We start from the raw sequence: 19,168 nt of genomic DNA, 5'->3' as shown, positions 1-19,168 counted from the left end.
TTTTATAAACTGACCACGGTCATTTTTAGGAGACATCCCATGCACGCCAAGAAAATCCTGATCCTCGACGGACACCCTGCCGAAAGCAGCCTGTCCCGTACTTTTGCGAAAACATACGGCGACGCTGCGCGCCAGAACGGTCATGACGTCCGCCTGATCCATCTGAGCGACCTTCAGTTCGATCTCGATTTTGGACAGGGCAACTATCACGAGTTCAAACCCCTCGAACCCGAGCTTGAGCAGCTGCTGCAGGATTTCGAATGGAGCGACCATCTCGTTATGACCGCGCCGATGTGGTGGGGTGGCCTGCCCGCAAAGCTTAAAGGCCTGATTGATCGCATGTTCATCCCGGGACGAACGTTCGATACGAGAAACACCACCAAACTGGGCTTTCCGGCCCCGATGCTGACCGGTCGCACCGCGCGCGTCATCCTGACCTCGGACACACCCGGCTGGTTCATGCGCCTGATCTACCGTCAAGCACTGATCCGGCAAGTCCGCGATCAGATACTCGGCTTTGTCGGCTTCAAGCCAACGCGGTTCACATATTTCGCAGGGGCCAGCGAGCCAAAGCCAGGAAGCGTCGATCGCTGGATTTCCAAGGTCGCCAGAATTGGCGCAGAGGCTATCTAGGTGCCCTATCTACCACATTGTCTTTGCGGCGCGCGCGCGCCATTCGGAGTCGTATTGCGCGCCGCCTTCCTCACCGGATGAGGCTTCTGCAAGGATCTCGCCAACCGTGGGCAATCCACTGCTTTGATCTCCGCCGGTCCATGTCCCAGCCCGCATCAAGGCCCGGGCGCATTGGGTGTAGATCTCGGCAATCTGGATAACGATCACGGTGGCCGGTTGCTTGCCTTGCTTGTCGAACCGCGCCCTCAACCCTTGATCCGCAGATACCCGTGCCGTCCCGTTCAGGCGAACCACAGTGTTGGAGCCGGGCACGATAAACAACACCGAAACCCTCGGATCGCGCACGATATTGCGCAAGGAATCCAGACGGTTGTTCCCCCGCCAATCCGGCATGGCCAGCGTATTGGGATCAAGCTCCAAAACAACGGGCCCATCGTCCCCGCGCGGGCTGCCATCGACGCCTTCGGGGCCAACGGTGCTGAGGACACATAGGCGCGATGCCATGATCCATTGCCGGTAGAGCGGCGTCAGGCTGTGCGCTACCTTGCGCAACGACGGCGCTGCGGGCGTGCCATAGAGCGCCTCTAGGCTCGGGATGTCTTCAATGAACTCCATCCGGATCAAACCCCACTTCTTTCATCAAAGCGTCTGAGCGTGTCTCGATCACATCTTCCAAACGGTTCAGAAACGCGTCCCGTTCGACGCCCGGTTCGATCGGGTCGAGGAAATCGACGATCGCCAACCCCGGTTTGCGCAAGATACCACTGCGCGGCCAGAATACGCCGGCATTGGTCGCAACTGGCACACAGGGAAAGCCCAGCCCGCTGTACAGGATCGCCGTGCCGACCTTGTATGGTTTGGACACGCCCGGCGCGACGCGGGTGCCCTGAGGGTAAATCACCAGTTGGCCGGGTTCGGCGAATTCCTTGGCGACGTCTTTAACCATCTTGGCCACTGCCGCCCCCTTCTTACCGCGATTGACCGGGATGCAGCCCAAACGACGCGCATACATTCCGATGACCGGGGTCCAGAGAAGCTCTCGCTTCATGATGAATTTACCATGCGGGATGGCGTTGAAGATCATGATGATATCAAGGAAAGACTGGTGCTTGGCCCCGATGACAACCTCGCCGGTGGGTACCGTGCCACGCACCTCGCACCTTATGCCGACCATCCATCGCGCCAACCACATCGTGCTGCGCGCGTAAGTTTTGCATGCGCGCAAAGCGCCCTGTTTCGTGAAGATCGCGTATGGCAGATAGACGATTCCAAGGATCAACATCCAAACGTAAATCACAATCATGAAGATCAGGGAACGGATCCATTGAAAGCCCTGTGACATCAGGAAAGCTCCTTCAACTTGCGGCGGGCGGCGGTCCAGGTGGCGAAGAAGGCAACCACAGCGCCCAGAACGGGGATCAGCAAGGGCAACACCCAGCCAAGCCCCTGAAACCCTACTCCGGTCAGAAATCCGCCCTCGTCCGAGGGGTCGGGCAAGAGCAAAACGCCCGTCATCCCCAACATCGTCCCGACAAATGCGCCGAAGAAGGCGCGGTAGGTAAAGCGGCGGACAAATGCGCCGGCGATGAACCGATCCCGCGCGCCCACTTGCCGCAGCACTGCGATGATGCTGGCATTCGCAGCAAGCGAGGCGTTGGCTGCCAGCGTGATCATAGCCGCGGTAGCGCCTCCGATCAGCAGGATCGAGACCCAGCCCAGCCGTCGCAGGGACATCGCCGCATCCACCAGGGGCTCGCGCCAACGGGTGTGGTCATCCAGAACCGCTCCGGGCACTTCGGCGCCCAATCGCAGACGGAGACCAGCCGTATCCAGACCCGGCTCACCTTCAACGATTTCAACCAGTTGCGGGATGGGTAGTGTCTCAATCGGCAAGTCCGGCCCAAACCACGGGGACAGCAGCGCGGCCTGTTCCTCGGCCGTCAACGCGCGGGCCGAGGCGACGCCGGGTGTCTGGCCAAGAACGGTCAGCGCGGTTTCCGTCTGTGCCGCCATCTGCTCGGCCGGGGCGTTGATACGCAAGGTGGCAGCCCCCGCCAGCTCCGAGGCCCAACGGTCTGCAATCCGGCCCGAGGCAAGTGACAGCGCCAGCGCAAACACCGCCAGAAACGCCATTGCGCCTGAGACAAATAGGGTCAGATGCGCCGTGTACCCGGTCGGAGGGACAACGCGATCTGCGCGCGTATCCCGGCGCAGCAGGTTGCGGAGGTCGCCATTGCTCATAGGTCCGCTCCAGCCAGATGCAGTTTACGCTGCGAGATACGCAACACGCGGGCCTGAACTTGGCTTTTGGCCGCGCGGATCAGACTCAGGTCGTGGGTAGCGATCAAGACGGTCTTGCCCATGCGGTTCAGCTCGATCAGCAGACGCAGCAGCCGTTGCGACATCTCCCAATCGACGTTGCCAGTCGGCTCATCCGCCAGCACCACGTCGGGCGACAAGATCACGGCTCGGGCCAAAGCCGCGCGTTGGCGTTCACCACCCGACAGTTCGGGCGGATGGGCGTCAAGCCGGGCCCCTAGCCCAACCCAGGACAAAAGCTCGGTCAAGTTGTCTTGCTCTTCCGACTCGGCCCGTCCCGACACCATCAGAGGCAGGGCCACGTTTTCAGCCAGCGTCATGTGGTCCAGAAACTGGCAGTCCTGATGCACCACACCGACCCGGCGCCGCAGCAGGGCCATCTGATCCCGATCCAGACGCGCGATATCTTCGTCAAGCACGCTCAACCGACCCGAGGTCGGCAACAACGCGCCATAGCACAGCTTCAGCAACGTGGTTTTGCCTGCGCCCGAAGGTCCGGTCAGGAAATGGAACGAGCCGGGCTGCAATTTGACTGAGACATCGCTCAGCAATGCGCCGTCGCCATAGGTATAGCTGACATTTTCCAGCTCGATCACAGGTGTCCCCAGTTCTTTTGCCGATCTTCTTGCCCGAGCTTGCCTGCGGTTTCAATGCCTGCACCGAGTCCAATTGGCGACACTTGCCCCGTGAAACCGAAAACGCCCTTTGCTGTTGGGTCTTAACGGAATATCATCCCTGAAAAAACTACTATCGGGCCGAACGTCAGGCCGGGGAGGCAGTATGAGACTTACATGTCCGAATTGCGGCGCTCAGTACGAAGTGCCGGACGAGGTTATCCCCGAAGAGGGGCGCGATGTGCAGTGCTCCGCCTGTGACCAGACGTGGTTTCAGCCCAAGCACCCGGAAGACGCAGCACCCACTGCCGACGCGCCTGAAGCCACCGCCGAGCCGGACGCTAAGCCAGAGCCGACCCCTGAACCCGACACAAAAGTTGAGTTTGTTGATGAGCCGCCGTCCGATACTGGCAAAACCGGCAATGTCGACCCGGCCGTTGCGAGCATTCTGAAGGAAGAGGCCGCGCGTGAGGCGGAGCTGCGCTCTCAAGAAGGCAGCAGCCTTGAGACGCAACCAGATCTGGCGCTGGAGGATTCTGTCGAACCCGAGTTTCAGATCAAGCACCCAACTGCGACCGAGACCGCCGAGGATGCGGGTCAAAAGGATGAGCTTCCTGACGTTGAGACCATCAATTCAGGCATGATGAGCGACGAGGGCGACGACACGCCCCCGGCCAAACAATCCCGTGGCTTCGTGCGCGGTTTTGCCGTGATGCTGATCATCGGCGTGATCCTCTATTTGATCTACGGCAATGCGCAACAAATCAGCGAGGCCGTGCCGCAAGCAGATCCGGTGCTGGACTCCTACGTCTCTTTGATTGATCAGGCCCGTATCTGGCTTGAGACGCAGGCCGGGGCAGGCGCGCCGCAGGAATAATGCGTTCGGGTTTTACCTTAGTCATCAAGTGACACGAATGTCCCGATAACGCTGAAGGCGTGGCAGGGTATTTGTGTCTCAGGTTTAAGCCGAAACGATATAGCGGCTCAGAACCGTTCCAACAGACGCTTGAGGTATTCCAGCTCGATCTCGGGCCGGTCGGTTTCTCCGGTCCGACGGCGGATTTCGTCCAGCAACTCACGCGCGCGGCGGTAAACGTCTTCACCCTGCAACAGGTTGTCATCGGTGGAGATCGACCCGGCCGCACCGGGATTTCGGCCCAGCGGGTCGCGGCTGTTGGCTTGCGCCTCACCTTCCTCGGTGCCTTGTCCGGATTGGTTCTGCTGATTCTGCGCCATGGCTTCACCCAGTGATCGCATGCCTTCGCGTAGAGCCTCCATCGCCTCGGACTGCCGGTCGATCGCTTCGGCCAGATCATTGCCGCGCAGCGCCTCTTCCGCCTCTTCCATGGCACCTTCCGCGCGGCCCAGCGCATCGCGCGCCGCGTCGCCTTCGGGGGTGCCTGCACCTGGCAAACCCTGTTGCTGTCGGTTCAGTTCCTGCCGCAGGGCCTGCTGCCGATCCGCCAAAGACCCCTCACCAGGTTGGCCTTCACCAGCCTGATCCGAACCCTGACCCTGACCGCCCTGACCCTCGTGGCTTTCGCCACGGCCCTGACCGCCATTGCGGCCTTCATTGCCCTGGTTTTCTCCGGCCTGAGCGCCGGGGTTGAACTGTTCCTGCAGATCGCGGAATGCCTGATCACTCAAGCCTTGCTGTTCGCGCAGAGTCTCGGCCAAGCCTTCCATGGCCTGTTGCCCCTCGGATTGACCACCCTGCCCCTGGCCTTGGGTGACACGCATGTTCTCCATCATCTGCTGGAACTCTTCCAGCGCCTGCTGCGCCTCGGCCATGCGGCCCTGTTCCATCAATTCCTGAATGCGATCCATCATGGCCTGCAGATCGTCCTGCGTCATTTGCATGCTTTCGCCATTCTGACCGGACTGGCGCTCATCACTGTCGCCGTTTTCCTGCGCAAGACGCTGCAACTGGTTCAGGTAATCCTGCGTGGCCTCTCGCAGTTCCTGCATCAGTTCAGCGATTTCCTCATCGCTGGCCCCGTTTTGCATCGCCTCAGTGAGACGCTCCTGCGCCCGGCGCATCCGCTCCAGCGCATCAGCCAGAGTGCCCTCTTCGATCAAAACCGCCAGATCCCAAAGGGCCTGCGCGATCTCGGCCTGTTGTTTATCCTTCAAACCGTAGTCGTTGAAGTTTTCCAACCGCCGCAGGGTGACCCGCAAGCGCAGATAGGCGGTATCGGAGCGAAACAGTTCCTCGGGCCGGTGCGAGATCGCCCGCAGAACCTGGGCCACACGCGGCGCATTGGTCCGCGACCAGAGTAGATCGCGGCGCTGTTCGATCACCGCAGCCGCCAGGGGATCAAAGAATCGGCGCGCAGGTAGATCGGTCAAATATGGCTCGGACGTGCTTTCCTGGTCCGAGGCGTCGCGCGCCATCAACGTGATGCGAACCGGCAGATGCGCCCATGGGTGCTGTGAGAAATCCTCGATAAGATCTTCGGTGAAATCCGCGCGGTCTCCGGTGATCGGCATTGGCAATTCGACCTCGATCACCTCGCGCGGTTCAGGGTCAGCCGTCAGACCATAGCGACGATCTACCGAGGCCATGTCCAACTCGATAACCGCCGAGCCAGAGACAATCCCATAGTCATCCGAAGCCGTAAAGGGCAGCTTCATCTGCCCGCCTGCCTCGGCTTCGGCCTTATCAGCAACCGCAATGCTCGGCGGGGTGTCGGGAATGACGTCCACCATCCAATCCCGTCCTGCGGGGCCATCAATGCGCATCTGGCCTGAACGGGCGACGGTGAAATCCTGCTCAGTTTCGGTCGCGGCCTCGGCACCTAAGGGAGAGCTTGTTTCGGTCAGGCTATGCGCGCCGACCTCGCCATAAAAACGCAGAGTAACGCGACTGCCTTGAGGGATCGACAGCGTGGGACCCGTCTGATCGGCCAGATAGAGAGTCGGCAGTCCGGTATAGCGTGGGGGTTCGACCCAACCTTCCCATGTTGGTCCTTGCCCCGCCACTGCAGTTCCGGGGGCCATCTCGGCCACCGAGCCAATCCGCCAGAACGAACCGAACAGGGCTGCGACCACCAGCGCCAGCAAAGCTGCGTAGCGCAGAGCGTAAGGATCGCGCGAGGCCAGTCTCAGGTCGGGTTTGGCAACGCGCGCTTGCGCGGCACTGTCCGCCATCCGCGCCTTGTGCGCCTGCCAGAGGGCAACCGAATCCGCATCCCCCGCACCAATCGCCTGATCATCCATCAATGCCTGAATCGGACGCCCGGGCAGGGTTTCATCCAATCGGGCCAGCGCTTCGGCTCGTGATGGCAGGTGGAATTGCCGAATCCCCCAGATCGCGCTGACAAGCAGCGCAATGGCTACGACGACAGCTGCGCCCCACACGATCTCAACCCGCACAACATCATGCAGACCCAGCATCAACGCGGCCAAAACAGCCATCAAAACCGAGAAAAACGGCCAAAACGCGCGCGAAACCTGCTCGGCCAGCAATCCGGCATGTGTCATCCACACGGACAGACGGGGAACGGGCAGGTTTGGTTTGTCGCTCAAAGCGGGCCTCCGGGTGTTGGCCCGCGCGCCTACCGCGTCAGAGCCACTCAGGTATGGTATCGCGGTTTATGATTTCGTCAAAGCTTGGGCGTTCACGAATTACGGCAAATTGATCCCCATTCACCAAAACCTCGGGGATCAGGGGGCGCGTGTTGTATTCGCTGGCCATCACCGCGCCATAGGCACCGGCGCTGCGGAAAGCGATCAGATCACCCGGTGCAAGCGGTGGCATGTTGCGCTGTTTGGCAAAGGTATCACCGGATTCGCAGACCGGGCCCACGATGTCATAGGGTTGTTGTTCGACCCCCGCTGTTGGTTCCTGTACCGCAACGATATCGTGATGCGCCTCATACATGGCCGGGCGGATCAGATCGTTCATCGCTCCGTCAAGGATGAGAAAATCTCGCCCTTCGCCGGATTTCACATAGATCACCTTGCTGACCATCAGACCGGCATTGCCCGCAATCAGGCGACCGGGTTCGATTTCGATCTCGCAGCCCAGATGGCCCAAAGTTTTCTTGATCAGAGCGCCATATTCCAACGGCAAAGGCGGCGCGTCGTTCGAGCGTGTGTAGGGAATGCCAAGCCCACCGCCCAGATCGAGGCGGCGGATGTTGTGGCCCTCTGCCCGCAGCTGCTCGGTCAGTTCGGCGACCTTGGTATAAGCCAGCTCAAACGGCTCAAGCTCGGTCAGTTGCGAGCCGATATGGACGTCGATGCCGATGACCTCCAACCCCGGTAGCGAGGCCGCGTTGGCATAGACCTCGGACGCGCGCGAGATCGGGATGCCAAACTTGTTCTCGGACTTGCCGGTTGCGATTTTGGCATGGGTCTTGGCGTCCACATCCGGGTTCACCCGAACGGTGATCGGCGCGACAACACCGAGGTCTGTCGCCACCGCGTTGATCACTTCCATCTCGGGCTCAGATTCGACGTTGAACTGGCGGATGCCGCCGGTCAGCGCTGTGCGAATCTCATCCGCCGTCTTGCCAACGCCCGAAAAGACGATTTTGTCGCCCGGCACACCGGCGGCCTTAGCGCGCAGGTATTCCCCGCCCGAGACCACATCCATTCCAGCACCCGCCTGCGCCAGCGTTTTCAGGATCGCCTGATTGCTGGCGGCCTTCATCGCATAGCAGACAAGGTGATCAGTGCCTTCAAGCGCGTCATCGAACAGCTTGAAATGCCGCAACAGGGTCGCAGTCGAATAGACATAGAACGGGGTTCCGACCGCGGCTGCGATTTCGGAGATCGGGACATCCTCGGCGTAAAGCGCGCCGTCGCGGTAGAGAAAGTGATCCATAAAAGCGCGATTAGACCAAAACCGCCCTGTGGATCAATGGATTCGCGCTGAAACGATATGCCGCAGAGCGATCAGAAATCGTTCGACACCCCGACACGCGCATAGCCGGACACTGAGACTCCGGTTGAACTGGGCTCTTTTTGCGGCGCCGGCCGTTGGCTGGAGGTCGGCTCGCAAGCCGCAAGCGCGACGAGCGCCAAAAGAAATACGAAAATTCGCATGAGGTCAGTCTCTGAGTATTAGAACGAAGGGCCGCGCCTCGGCGTGCCAGACACTACTTGGGTGTTTTACCCGGAATTACAACGAGATCAGCGATTAAACGCCCAGATAGAGGCCAAAGCCCCCGCGGCGGAAGCCGATGCCTCCGCCTACATGCGTTCCGCTCGAGCCGACGCCAACACCCACGCTTGCCGTTGGCTGAACCGGCTCACCATCCGCGCCACATCCGGCCAGCGCGAACCCAGCCGCCAAAATCACCGCTATGCGTAGAACTGTCATCACACCAGCGCCTTCCATCGCTCAACCTGCACCCGCACCTGATCCGGGGCGGTGCCACCATAGGACTGACGTGAGTTTACAGAGTTTTGGACAGTAAGGACAGAATAGACGTCATCGGTGATATCAGCATGGACCGACTGCATGTCTTCCAAGGTCAGATCAGGTAGGTCGCAGCCCTTGTTTTCAGCCATCGCAACCAGCGATCCAGTGACATGGTGAGCGTCGCGGAACGGCAGGCCCAGAACCCTCACCAGCCAATCGGCCAAATCGGTCGCGGTCGAGAATCCCGACCCCGCAGCGGCAGCAAGGCTGTCGCGGTTGGCGGTCATGTCCTTAACCATGCCTTCCATCGCGGCCAGAGCCAGCATCCAGTTGTCGGCGGCGTCAAAGACCTGTTCTTTGTCTTCCTGCATGTCCTTGGAATAGGCCAGCGGCAGGCCTTTCATCACCATCATCAGCGCGGTGTTTGCGCCGTAGATGCGGCCGACTTTGGCGCGGATCAGCTCCGCTGCGTCGGGGTTTTTCTTCTGCGGCATGATCGAGGACCCGGTCGAGAACCGATCCGAGAGCGTCACAAACCGGAACTGAGCCGAGGACCAGATCACCAGCTCTTCGGCAAAGCGCGACAGGTGAACGGCGCAGATCGAGGCATTGGACAGAAACTCCAGCGCGAAGTCGCGGTCGCTGACGGCATCCAGCGAGTTCGCGGCGGGGCGGTCAAAGCCCAGCGCCTCGGCCGTCATGTGACGGTCGATAGGGAAGGACGTTCCGGCCAGCGCGGCGGCACCAAGGGGAGATTCGTTCATCCGAGCGCGCGCATCACGCACACGGCTGAGATCGCGGCCAAACATCTCGACATAAGCCATCATGTGATGGCCCCATGTCACCGGCTGCGCTGTTTGCAGATGTGTGAAGCCGGGCATGACCCAATCTGCCCCGGCCTCGGCCTGCGCCAAAAGCGCGCGGATGAGGGCCAGTAGGCCGGTTTCTGCCGCGTCCAACTGATCACGCACCCAGAGTTTGAAATCGGTTGCCACCTGATCATTGCGCGACCGACCCGTGTGCAGACGGCCCGCGGGCTCTCCGATCACCTCTTTCAGGCGCGCTTCGACGTTCATGTGGATGTCTTCCAGCGCGGTCGAGAACTGAAATTCTCCGTTCTGGATTTCTGACAAGACTGTGAGTAGCCCTTCCCGAATGGCCTGCGCGTCACTATCACTAATAACGCCTGTCGCCGCCAGCATAGCGGCATGGGCGCGCGAGCCTGCGATGTCCTGGGCTGCCATCCGCTGATCGAACCCGATCGAGGCATTGATTGCCTCCATGATCGCGTCTGGACCGGCGGCAAAGCGGCCGCCCCACATCTGGTTCGAGGATTGATCGGTCATGTAAGAAAACCCGGAGTTGATATGCGCCTATTTCGTCTGATCCCCCTTTATATGGCCCTTGCGCTGGGTGCAAATGCCGCTTTGGCGACCGATGCCGAAACGCTCGGCCCCTTGCGTGAAGACAGCCTGAAACGACTGATCCTGCATAAAGAACCCAAACCGGTGACGCCGGTTGATTTCCAGCTGGAAGATGACGGCGGGACAGCCTCACTTGCGGACTACAAGGGCAAATACGTCCTGCTGAACTTCTGGGCCACCTGGTGCGCGCCCTGCCGCAAGGAAATGCCCCAGATCGCCGAACTACAGGACGAATTCGGAGGCGACAAGTTCGAGGTTCTGACGCTGGCGACCGGGCGCAACTCGCCTGCCGGAATCAAGAAGTTCTTTGAGGAAAACGGCATCGCCAACCTACCCCGCCATCAGGATCCCTCGCAAGCAGTGGCACGTGAGATGGGTGTCATCGGTCTGCCGATCACGGTCATCATCGACCCGGACGGCAATGAAATCGCCCGCCTGATCGGCGATGCCGAATGGAACTCGGACAGCGCGAAGGCGATCATTTCGACTCTGGTCGAGGCCAACAGCTAAGCTGACGCAACGCCACCTTTGACAGCCCATCCTCCGATCCGCACTCTGTACGCAGGAGGATGGAATGCCACTGGAAATTCTGTTGGTGCTTGTGGTCGGTGGGATCGCCGGGGTCACTCTGTTGCTGCATCTGACCGGCAGATCGCAGCGGTGCGTTCTGTCTCCTGAAACCGCGCGTGATCAATGGGTCCGGCATTTCCCGGAAGACACAATTATCGACGTCACAGTTGCCCATGATCGCCACGCCGCGCTGGTACGGACGGAAAAAGGGCCGGGTCTCATCTGGTCCTTTGGCGCGGATACTGTGGCGCAGCATCTGCTGGACTATGACTTGCTGGATCGCACCGACGGGTTCGAGATTCTGTTCCACGATTTCGGCACCCCCAAAGCCATCATCCATCTGGATGAGTTTGAGCGCCCCCACTGGCGCAACCTGATGGAGCCCGCATGACCGACCAGATCACCTATCCCGACGCTGTCCAATGGGCCGTCCCGTTCTTCATCGCCGCCATTTTGGCCGAGTTCGTCTGGATCGCAGTCAAAGGTCGCGGCGGGCGGTATGAGACGCGCGATGCCGTGACCTCTCTGATCATGGGGGCAGGCAATATTGCATCGGGGTTTCTACTGGGGTTCATCGCCTATGGGTTCTTCATGTGGCTGTGGCGGATCACGCCGCTCGATCTGGGCACGTCGATCCCGATCATCATCCTTTGCTTTGTGCTGGATGACCTGCGGTATTACTGGGTGCATCGGTTCGGCCACCGTATCCGCTGGGTCTGGGCCAGCCATGTGAACCATCACAGCTCGCAGCACTACAACCTGACCACCGCGCTGCGGCAGACCTGGACCTATACGTTTACCTTCATGATGGTGGTGCGCGCGCCGCTGATCCTGCTGGGTTTTCACCCGGCGATGGTGCTGTTCGTGGGCGGCATCAACCTGATCTACCAGTTTTGGATTCACACCGAAGCCATCGGCAAAATGCCCCGTTGGTTCGAAGCGGTCATGAACACTCCCAGCCATCACCGGGCGCATCACGGCCGCAACGCGCGCTATCTGGATTGCAACTATGCTGGCGTTTTCATCATCTGGGACAAGATGTTCGGCACTTTTGTCCCCGAGCAAGAGAACGACCGGGTCGACTATGGGCTGGTTCACAACATCGCCACCTTCAACCCGCTGCGCGTCGCCTTTCACGAATGGGTCGGCATCTGGCGCGATGCGACCCAACCCGGCCTGAAGCTGAAGCAACGCCTCGCCTATTGTTTTGCCCCGCCCGGCTATAGCCACGATGGAAGCCGGGATAGCTCAGAGCAGATCAAGGCAAAGCATCTGGCCCGCCATCCTGAAGATCTCGGAACGCCCGGATTCGAGCAAACCCGCGAAAACCTGCCTAATTCCGCAGCAAAACAGGCCTGATCCCGGCGTTACACCACGTCGCTTTGGTTGAAATCTGGCCTGAACGGTCCATATGGAGTGTCACGCGTGACATAACCAGTGACCGGAGGCCGGAATGACCCGAGTAACAACCGTATCAACCACAGTCGGACTGCTGGGCGTGCTTCTGGCCATGTTCGCCGCCATCGCAACGGCAGCATCAGCGCTTGTCCTGATCGGGTTTTCCATGATGATCCTTGGCGTAATGGGCGCGGTGTTCGGAGCAGCGGCCTCCCTCAGCCATGCGTGGCAATCTGCGCGCTAATCATCACCTGCATTAACCACAGATTCATCTGTTTCCTGCGACACTGCAACCGAAGAGCCATTCGGGATCAGCGCGCATGCGGGACAAGACAGTTGCAGAGTCAGGGGAAGGGCCAGACAGCCCTTTGACCTCGGCAGTTTCCGGTCGGGATCAATCAGTACTGCAGATGGCCTCGGATGCAGTTCGGCACAAACAATGTAAACTGGCCTTTCAGCCGGTGATGCAGGCACAGGCCCCTCATAACGTTGCCTTCTACGAAGGGCTGATCCGCGTTTTGGATGAAACCGGACGGGTCATCCCTGCGCGGGATTTCTTGCCTCAGGTGGAAAACACGCCGATCGGGCGCGAGCTGGATTGCATCGCGCTAGAGATGGGGTTGCAAACGCTGGTCAAGAACCCTCAGATCCGGTTGTCGATCAACATGTCGGCGCGCTCGATCGGGTATTCGCACTGGTCCCGTATTCTGGATCGTTTTCTCAAACGGGACAGCAATCTGGGCGAACGACTGATTTTGGAGATCTCCGAGAAGTCCGCGATGCAGGTGCCCGAGCTGGTGATCGACCTGATGGACAGGTTGCAGGAGCGTGGTATTGCCTTTGCTCTGGACGATTTCGGCGCAAGCAATTTCAGTTTTCGGCATTTCCGCGAATTCCTGTTCGATGCCGCCAAGATCGACGGTCAGTTCATTCGCGGTATCAGTACCGACCCCGACAACCAGGCCCTCGTCCGCGCATTGATCGCAGTCGCGCGAGAGTTCGAAATTCTGGTCACAGCCGAATCAGTCGAGAATCCGCAAGACGCAGCTTTTCTGAGCGCAAGCGGTGTCGACTGCATGCAGGGTTTCCTATTTGGCGCGCCGTCGCTGTTGCCGCTGTGGAACGCAGAAAGAAATTCCAAAACAGGGACTTAGTTGGGCAATCGGCACGCGAACACTTGCCTGATTGCCGCCTGAGGCAAGCTGTCCGTTGCTGCAAGTGCAGCATTGCGCTATTGCAGAAGTCACTAGAGGGGGGAGAAATTGGCGCTCTGGTACGGGCAGAGGGAGCCCTCTGCGGTCCGCGTCGTCACATTTCCCGCTGGACCACGACGGTAAAGGACAAATTATATGACCAATGTAGTAATCGCATCCGCCGCACGCACAGGTGTGGGCAGCTTTGGCGGCTCGTTTGCCAATACCCCCGCACATGATCTGGGCGCTGCCGTCCTCGAAGCCGTCGTCGAACGCGCCGGCGTCGACAAAGGCGAAGTCAGCGAAACCATCATGGGTCAGGTCCTGACCGCCGCTCAGGGCCAGAACCCCGCACGTCAGGCGCATATCAACGCCGGGCTGCCGCAAGAAAGCGCGGCTTGGGGCATTAACCAGGTTTGTGGTTCGGGCCTGCGCGCTGTTGCGCTGGGTGCTCAGCACATCCAACTGGGCGACGCGGATATCGTCGCCGCTGGCGGGCAAGAAAACATGACCCTGTCTCCCCACGCCGCTGCCCTGCGCGCGGGTCACAAGATGGGCGACATGAAATACATCGACACCATGATCCGCGACGGTCTGTGGGATGCGTTCAACGGCTACCATATGGGCCAAACCGCCGAGAACGTCGCCGAGAAATGGCAGATCAGCCGCGACATGCAGGACGAATTCGCCGTTGCCTCGCAAAATAAAGCCGAGGCTGCGCAGAACGCAGGCAAATTTGCCGACGAGATCGTTCCGTTCACCATCAAAACCCGCAAGGGCGACATCGTGATGGATAAGGACGAATACATCCGTCACGGCGCAACAATGGAAGCAATGGCCAAACTGCGCCCGGCCTTCACCAAAGACGGCTCGGTCACTGCGGCAAACGCCTCGGGCCTGAACGACGGCGCGGCGGCGACCCTGCTGATGTCGGCTGAAAACGCCGAAAAACGTGGGATTGAGCCTCTGGCCCGTATCGCATCCTACGCGACTGCCGGTCTTGACCCGTCGATCATGGGCGTTGGCCCGATCTACGCTTCGCGCAAAGCGTTGGAGAAAGCAGGTTGGTCGGTTGACGATCTGGATCTGGTCGAAGCCAACGAAGCCTTCGCCGCGCAGGCCTGCGCCGTGAACAAGGACATGGGCTGGGATCCTTCGATCGTGAACGTGAACGGTGGCGCGATTGCCATCGGCCATCCGATCGGAGCATCCGGCTGCCGTGTTCTGAACACGCTGCTATTCGAAATGAAGCGCCGTGATGCCAAGAAGGGTCTGGCCACCCTCTGCATTGGTGGCGGCATGGGTGTCGCCCTCTGCGTGGAGCGCGACTAAGTGCGTTGACATCTAAATAGAAAAGGGCGTCCACTGGACGCCCTTTTTTGTTACAATCAAGCTTTACACAACCGCTGCGACAATATCGCCAGACAGAAAGACAAGATCGAACACGAAACGATATTGCGCAATATTCTCTCTCAGAGTAACAGAATTACCAAGACGACCAAAATTGGAGGAGTCATCCATGGCACGTACAGCACTCGTAACCGGCGGTTCTCGCGGCATCGGCGCAGCAATTTCCAAGGCGCTCAAGGCCGAAGGATACAATGTTGCCGCCACCTATGCGGGGAATGACGAAGCCGCAGCAAAATTCACCGAGGAAACCGGCATCGCCACCTACAAGTGGAACGTGGCCGACTATGACGAATCCAAAGCGGGCATCGAAAAGGTCGAGGCCGAGGTCGGTCCCATCGACATCGTCGTCGCTAATGCGGGCATCACGCGCGACGCGCCCTTCCACAAGATGACGCCTGAACAGTGGCATCAGGTCATCGACACCAACCTGACCGGCGTTTTCAACACCGTACACCCCGTCTGGCCCGGCATGCGCGAGCGTAAGTTCGGCCGCGTCATCGTCATCAGCTCGATCAACGGTCAGAAAGGCCAGTTCGCTCAGGTGAACTACGCAGCCACCAAAGCGGGCGATCTGGGTATCGTGAAGTCTCTGGCGCAGGAAGGTGCCCGTGCGGGAATCACCGCCAACGCGATCTGCCCCGGCTACATCGCAACCGAAATGGTTATGGCTGTGCCTGAGAAGGTCCGCGAGTCGATCATCGGCCAGATTCCTGCCGGCCGGTTGGGTGAGCCAGAGGAAATCGCGCGCTGCGTCGCCTTCCTGGCATCGGACGATTCGCAGTTCATCAATGGTTCGACCATCTCGGCCAACGGCGCTCAGTTCTTCGTCTGATTTCGGCGCACTAAACGAAAACGGGCCGGTCCTTTTGGACCGGCCCTTCTTTATCCCGTAAGTCCGCGCGCGCTGCGGTCAGCGGGAACCAAACACCCATCCCAGAACTTTGTGAACAAGCTTGCTGCGCTCTTCATGGGCACGACGAATTGCAATCTGGACAGACGGGTTTGTTGACATCTCGATCATGGCGGATCCCCTTTGCTAAAGCTGAACTTGACTTGCCCTAAACATGACCCTTGATTGAAAAAGGCACAAACGAGAGTTTTCAAATCTTCAGATAAGTATTACTTAAGTGACATGAGTGATCGCCTCCCACCTCTCACCGCTTTGCGCGCCTTTGACGCTGCCGCGCGGCACATGTCCTTTGCCAAAGCCGCAGAAGAGTTGAACGTCACGCCCGCGGCGCTGTCCTTCCAGATCAAGTCGCTTGAGGACCATTTGGGCCATCCGCTGTTTCGCCGCCTGAATCGCGCGGTCGAGCTGACCGAGGCGGGCAAAGCCCTCGCTCCAGGAGCTGCCGAGGGGTTTGCGTCACTCAAGGCTGCGTGGGCCGCAACACGCAGGCTTCAGGACAACACCACCCTCACCGTGACGGCCGGTCCCGCGCTGACCGCCAAATGGCTGGCTCCGCGCCTTTATGATTTTGCCCGCGCCCATCCCGAAATCGACCTGAGGTTCTCAGCCACCCTGCGCAATATGGACCTTGAGCGGGATGACGTGGATGTCGCGATCCGGTTTGGCTATGGCGGGGATGATGGGCTCTATTGCGTACCGGTTCGTAAAGAGTGGCTAACCCCTGTCATGACACCCGAATTGGCCGCCGAGTTCACAACTCCCGAAAGCCTGCGCGACGCGCCTCTGATTCATGACGATTCGATTGCGTTTTTGAAACCTCCGGCGGATTGGCCGACGTGGTTCCGCGCTGTTGGCGTCGAGTTCACGCCGACCCACGGGGCACATTTTTCCAACGCGGATCACGCGATTGACGCGGCTGTCGCCGGAGTGGGCGTGGCCTTAGGGCGACGGGCGATGATCATCAAGGACATGATGGAGGGGCGGCTTGTCGCGCCGTTCAAAACCGCCATCGAGACCAAAGGCCGCTTTCGCTTTCTTTGCCTGCCCGGCGCGGAGAACCGGCCTCAAGTCGCAGCATTTCGCGATTGGTTTGTTGCGGAGATTGAAAAAACCGCTCATATCTCGGATGAATTCACCATCGTTCCTGTAGAAGACGTCTCATCCACATGACCAGACAACGCGCCACCGCCATCGGCTTCATTGCGGTTTTGCTTTGGGCGCTGCTGGCCCTGTTCACAGTCGGGTCAGCCCCAACACCGCCGCTTCTACTGAATGCGATCTGCTTCAGTATCGGCGGTACTTTGGGGCTTGTCTGGACGTGGCGATCGGGCGGATTGTCCCAGCTGCGCCGCATCAGTTGGAAAGTCTACGCTTTTGGAACGGTGGGCCTGTTCGGCTACCACGCGCTATACTTCTCGGCCCTTCGGATGGCCCCGGCGGCCGAGGCGGGGCTGATCGCCTATCTCTGGCCACTGCTTATCGTCCTGTTCTCGGGCCTGTTGCCCGGAGAGAATCTACGCGCTGGCCACCTGATCGGGGCCTGTTTGGGCTTTGCCGGGGCTGCGCTGATCATCACCGGAGGCGGCAGCGCCGGGTTTCAAGCCGACCACCTACCGGGATACGCGCTGGCGTTCCTATGCGCATTGACATGGTCGGGCTATTCCGTGTTGTCACGGAAGCTGGGAGAAACGCCCACAAGCTCGGTCGCGGTGTTCTGCGTGTTCACGGCGATCGCCTCATGGGGCTTGCATTTCGCGCTTGAGGCACCTGTCTGGCCGGACACCGCGCTCAGTTGGTTATCGACACTGGCCCTTGGTCTGGGGCCGGTCGGTCTGGCGTTCTATGTCTGGGATATCGGGGTCAAGCAGGGCGACATTCAGATGCTGGGCACCAGCTCTTACGCGGCGCCTTTGCTGTCTACCGTGGTTCTGGTTTTTGCCGGGATCGCCATGCCGACATGGACATTGGCGATCGCGGCGGTCTTGATCACCGGCGGGGCCGTGGTTGCGGCGCGCGCCAGTCTTAAAGGTTAGGTCGATAAGCGCTCGATCTCTTCCTTCAGCCTTAGCTTCTGTTTCTTTAGCTGGGCGATATGAAGATCATCAATGCCTGGCGCGCGTTGAGCTTGTTCCACTTCGAGACCGAGAGATTCGTGCTTCTTCTTCAGTTCCGTCAGATGTGCGCTCACGCTCATGGCGATCCTCCTTGTTTACGTGTCTAGATGTCACGTAAGAAGTTGAGCATATCGTTTCCACCCTGTCACGCCGCAGACGCGAAGAAAAAGTGATAAATCCGACAAATTCGGCTGGTCATTGCCGATTGACGTGAAACGGCCCCAACGCCGCGCCCAGCCGCAGCACATCCGAGAGTTCCGGCGTATAGCTGTCGCCATCGCGCTCATGCCGTTGACCCTCATGCAGGATGATAGGCGCATGCAGCCGGAACGCAGCCCGCCCGCCTTTTCGGGCCCGTAGAATCACAAGCTCGGCCTCTCGCCCCACGCGGGCTGCAAGCGGTAGCACTTCGACCGAGCCCAGACGTCCCCGACAGGCCAAAAGCATATCTTGCAGACGATCCGCCTTTTGGATCATGTGCAGATAGCCGCGGGGGACCAGCCGTTTGGCCGCGACATCAATCCAATCGGCAAGAGGTGTCTGCTCCCCCAAAGCCACACTGCGCCCCCGGTCCATGGCTGCGCTATGTGCGCCTGCGCGATAGTAGGGCGGGTTGGCAATCACATGGTCGAACTGGCGCTGCTTCAGATCGGAGGGCAGTTCGGTCAGATCAGCCGAAACGACCTCCAACACCATATTGTTATCTGCGGCATTGCGTCGAGCCAGATCCGCATAGGCCGTTTGCAGTTCAGCACCGCACAGGTCCAATCCGGGGACTCGTGTCGCTAAGCACAGTATTGCCGCCCCTGCCCCGCAGCCAAGTTCTAGCACCGATTGGCCGCTGGTGGCAGGCACGCTGGCCGCCAGTAGAACGGGGTCTACGCCGGCGCGATAGCCCGACACGGGTTGCCAAAGACGCAGCCGCCCGCCGAGGAAATCGTTCCGGCTTAGCTCATCCTCCTTGAACCCGGTCATCGCCCCAGTGGGATCTCGTTGTCGCGCATCACGCGCTCTGCTCGGGTCAGGTCATCGGCCCGAACCATCAGACGACGAGGGAAAATTCCGATACCGCCTTCGAGGATGCTCATATTTACGTCCATCTGAAAGCAGTCTATATCCTCGCCCTCAAGAAGAGCGGATGCAAAGGCCAGGATTGTCGGATCGGTGCTGCGCAATAGTTCTTTCATGGGGATGGATGTAAGGGCAAGGCAA

The 19,168-nt window shown here is 59.8% G+C and carries 22 protein-coding genes; 11 read left to right on the top strand and 11 right to left on the bottom strand.

The genetic code is table 11. The annotated features are described in order from the left end of the window. Positions 1-39: 39 nt before the first annotated feature. Entirely contained in the window at positions 40-633 is a 594-nt protein-coding gene (locus ACR0J4_RS07140; RefSeq protein WP_170490972.1) for an NAD(P)H-dependent oxidoreductase, read from the top strand. A 9-nt stretch (positions 634-642) separates the two neighbouring features. On the opposite strand, the gene ACR0J4_RS07135 is transcribed toward ACR0J4_RS07140, so the two are convergent. Genes ACR0J4_RS07135 through ACR0J4_RS07120 form a run of 4 tightly spaced genes read right to left on the bottom strand, consistent with a single transcriptional unit; the run spans position 643 to position 3,548 of the window. After that, positions 643-1,248 (bottom strand): pyridoxamine 5'-phosphate oxidase family protein, encoded by a 606-nt coding sequence (locus ACR0J4_RS07135; RefSeq protein ID WP_170642769.1) that lies wholly within the window; start codon positions 1,246-1,248, stop codon positions 643-645. Continuing rightward, the gene (locus ACR0J4_RS07130; RefSeq protein WP_170642768.1) at positions 1,235-1,975 is read right to left on the bottom strand and encodes a lysophospholipid acyltransferase family protein; all 741 of its coding nucleotides are present in this window, start codon (positions 1,973-1,975) and stop codon (positions 1,235-1,237) included. Before ACR0J4_RS07130 ends, ACR0J4_RS07135 begins: the two co-directional genes overlap by 14 nt. Next, the gene (locus ACR0J4_RS07125; RefSeq protein ID WP_170553602.1) at positions 1,975-2,874 is read right to left on the bottom strand and encodes an FtsX-like permease family protein; all 900 of its coding nucleotides are present in this window, start codon (positions 2,872-2,874) and stop codon (positions 1,975-1,977) included. Before ACR0J4_RS07125 ends, ACR0J4_RS07130 begins: the two co-directional genes overlap by 1 nt. Continuing rightward, a complete protein-coding gene (locus ACR0J4_RS07120; protein ID WP_170642767.1) occupies positions 2,871-3,548 on the bottom strand; it encodes an ATP-binding cassette domain-containing protein in 678 nt (225 codons plus the stop codon). The genes ACR0J4_RS07125 and ACR0J4_RS07120 overlap by 4 nt, the downstream gene beginning before the upstream one ends. Before the next feature lie 184 nt (positions 3,549-3,732). Here ACR0J4_RS07120 and ACR0J4_RS07115 point away from each other — a divergent pair, with 184 nt between their 5' ends. Next, complete coding sequence (locus ACR0J4_RS07115; protein WP_170642766.1) at positions 3,733-4,443, top strand: zinc-ribbon domain-containing protein; 711 nt, start codon at positions 3,733-3,735, stop codon at positions 4,441-4,443. A gap of 107 nt (positions 4,444-4,550) precedes the next feature. Here ACR0J4_RS07115 and ACR0J4_RS07110 read toward each other — a convergent pair whose 3' ends face one another. From ACR0J4_RS07110 to argH, 4 genes are all read right to left on the bottom strand, one after another. Then, on the bottom strand, positions 4,551-7,094 hold the full coding sequence (locus tag ACR0J4_RS07110; RefSeq protein WP_480668351.1) for a TIGR02302 family protein: 2,544 nt from the start codon (positions 7,092-7,094) through the stop codon (positions 4,551-4,553). Between the two features lie 37 nt (positions 7,095-7,131). Continuing rightward, positions 7,132-8,397, bottom strand: a complete 1,266-nt coding sequence (gene lysA, locus ACR0J4_RS07105; protein WP_170642765.1) for a diaminopimelate decarboxylase — start codon at positions 8,395-8,397, stop codon at positions 7,132-7,134. 315 nt (positions 8,398-8,712) lie between these two features. Next, on the bottom strand, positions 8,713-8,895 hold the full coding sequence (locus ACR0J4_RS07100; RefSeq protein ID WP_170379008.1) for an argininosuccinate lyase: 183 nt from the start codon (positions 8,893-8,895) through the stop codon (positions 8,713-8,715). Further along, positions 8,895-10,283, bottom strand: coding sequence for an argininosuccinate lyase (argH, locus tag ACR0J4_RS07095; protein ID WP_170642764.1), 1,389 nt, complete (start codon positions 10,281-10,283; stop codon positions 8,895-8,897). Before argH ends, ACR0J4_RS07100 begins: the two co-directional genes overlap by 1 nt. 21 nt (positions 10,284-10,304) lie before the next feature. Between argH and ACR0J4_RS07090 the strand changes: the two genes are divergently transcribed. The 9 genes from ACR0J4_RS07090 (at position 10,305) to yddG (ending at position 17,875) form a co-directional block, all read left to right on the top strand. Further along, a complete protein-coding gene (locus ACR0J4_RS07090; protein WP_170553615.1) occupies positions 10,305-10,871 on the top strand; it encodes a TlpA disulfide reductase family protein in 567 nt (188 codons plus the stop codon). 64 nt (positions 10,872-10,935) lie between these two features. Continuing rightward, on the top strand, positions 10,936-11,322 hold the full coding sequence (locus ACR0J4_RS07085) for a hypothetical protein (protein ID WP_170553618.1): 387 nt from the start codon (positions 10,936-10,938) through the stop codon (positions 11,320-11,322). Beyond that, complete coding sequence (locus tag ACR0J4_RS07080; protein ID WP_170642763.1) at positions 11,319-12,290, top strand: sterol desaturase family protein; 972 nt, start codon at positions 11,319-11,321, stop codon at positions 12,288-12,290. Before ACR0J4_RS07085 ends, ACR0J4_RS07080 begins: the two co-directional genes overlap by 4 nt. 94 nt (positions 12,291-12,384) lie before the next feature. Further along, positions 12,385-12,573: a hypothetical protein gene (locus ACR0J4_RS07075; protein ID WP_170639893.1), complete on the top strand. Its 189-nt coding sequence runs from the start codon at positions 12,385-12,387 to the stop codon at positions 12,571-12,573. Between the two features lie 76 nt (positions 12,574-12,649). Further along, complete coding sequence (locus ACR0J4_RS07070; protein ID WP_170642762.1) at positions 12,650-13,483, top strand: EAL domain-containing protein; 834 nt, start codon at positions 12,650-12,652, stop codon at positions 13,481-13,483. Positions 13,484-13,678: 195 nt separating this feature from the next. Beyond that, positions 13,679-14,854 (top strand): acetyl-CoA C-acetyltransferase, encoded by a 1,176-nt coding sequence (locus ACR0J4_RS07065; RefSeq protein WP_170379022.1) that lies wholly within the window; start codon positions 13,679-13,681, stop codon positions 14,852-14,854. A gap of 187 nt (positions 14,855-15,041) precedes the next feature. Beyond that, positions 15,042-15,764 carry an acetoacetyl-CoA reductase gene (gene phbB / locus ACR0J4_RS07060; protein ID WP_170379024.1) on the top strand — a complete coding sequence of 241 codons (723 nt, stop codon included), beginning with the start codon at positions 15,042-15,044 and terminating at the stop codon, positions 15,762-15,764. 300 nt (positions 15,765-16,064) lie between these two features. Continuing rightward, on the top strand, positions 16,065-17,012 hold the full coding sequence (locus ACR0J4_RS07055; RefSeq protein WP_170642761.1) for a transcriptional regulator GcvA: 948 nt from the start codon (positions 16,065-16,067) through the stop codon (positions 17,010-17,012). Further along, complete coding sequence (gene yddG, locus ACR0J4_RS07050; RefSeq protein ID WP_170642760.1) at positions 17,009-17,875, top strand: aromatic amino acid exporter YddG; 867 nt, start codon at positions 17,009-17,011, stop codon at positions 17,873-17,875. Before ACR0J4_RS07055 ends, yddG begins: the two co-directional genes overlap by 4 nt. On the opposite strand, the gene ACR0J4_RS07045 is transcribed toward yddG, so the two are convergent. The 3 genes from ACR0J4_RS07045 to ACR0J4_RS07035 form a co-directional block, all read right to left on the bottom strand. Then, the gene (locus ACR0J4_RS07045; RefSeq protein ID WP_170379030.1) at positions 17,872-18,036 is read right to left on the bottom strand and encodes a YdcH family protein; all 165 of its coding nucleotides are present in this window, start codon (positions 18,034-18,036) and stop codon (positions 17,872-17,874) included. The genes yddG and ACR0J4_RS07045 overlap by 4 nt on opposite strands. Before the next feature lie 115 nt (positions 18,037-18,151). Next, on the bottom strand, positions 18,152-18,931 hold the full coding sequence (locus ACR0J4_RS07040) for a methyltransferase (protein ID WP_170642759.1): 780 nt from the start codon (positions 18,929-18,931) through the stop codon (positions 18,152-18,154). Continuing rightward, on the bottom strand, positions 18,928-19,143 hold the full coding sequence (locus ACR0J4_RS07035) for a putative signal transducing protein (RefSeq protein ID WP_037316655.1): 216 nt from the start codon (positions 19,141-19,143) through the stop codon (positions 18,928-18,930). Before ACR0J4_RS07035 ends, ACR0J4_RS07040 begins: the two co-directional genes overlap by 4 nt. Positions 19,144-19,168: the final 25 nt, after the last annotated feature.

The organism is Ruegeria sp. B10 (assembly GCF_056539825.1).
This window is presented reverse-complemented; position numbering and strand designations above follow the sequence as displayed.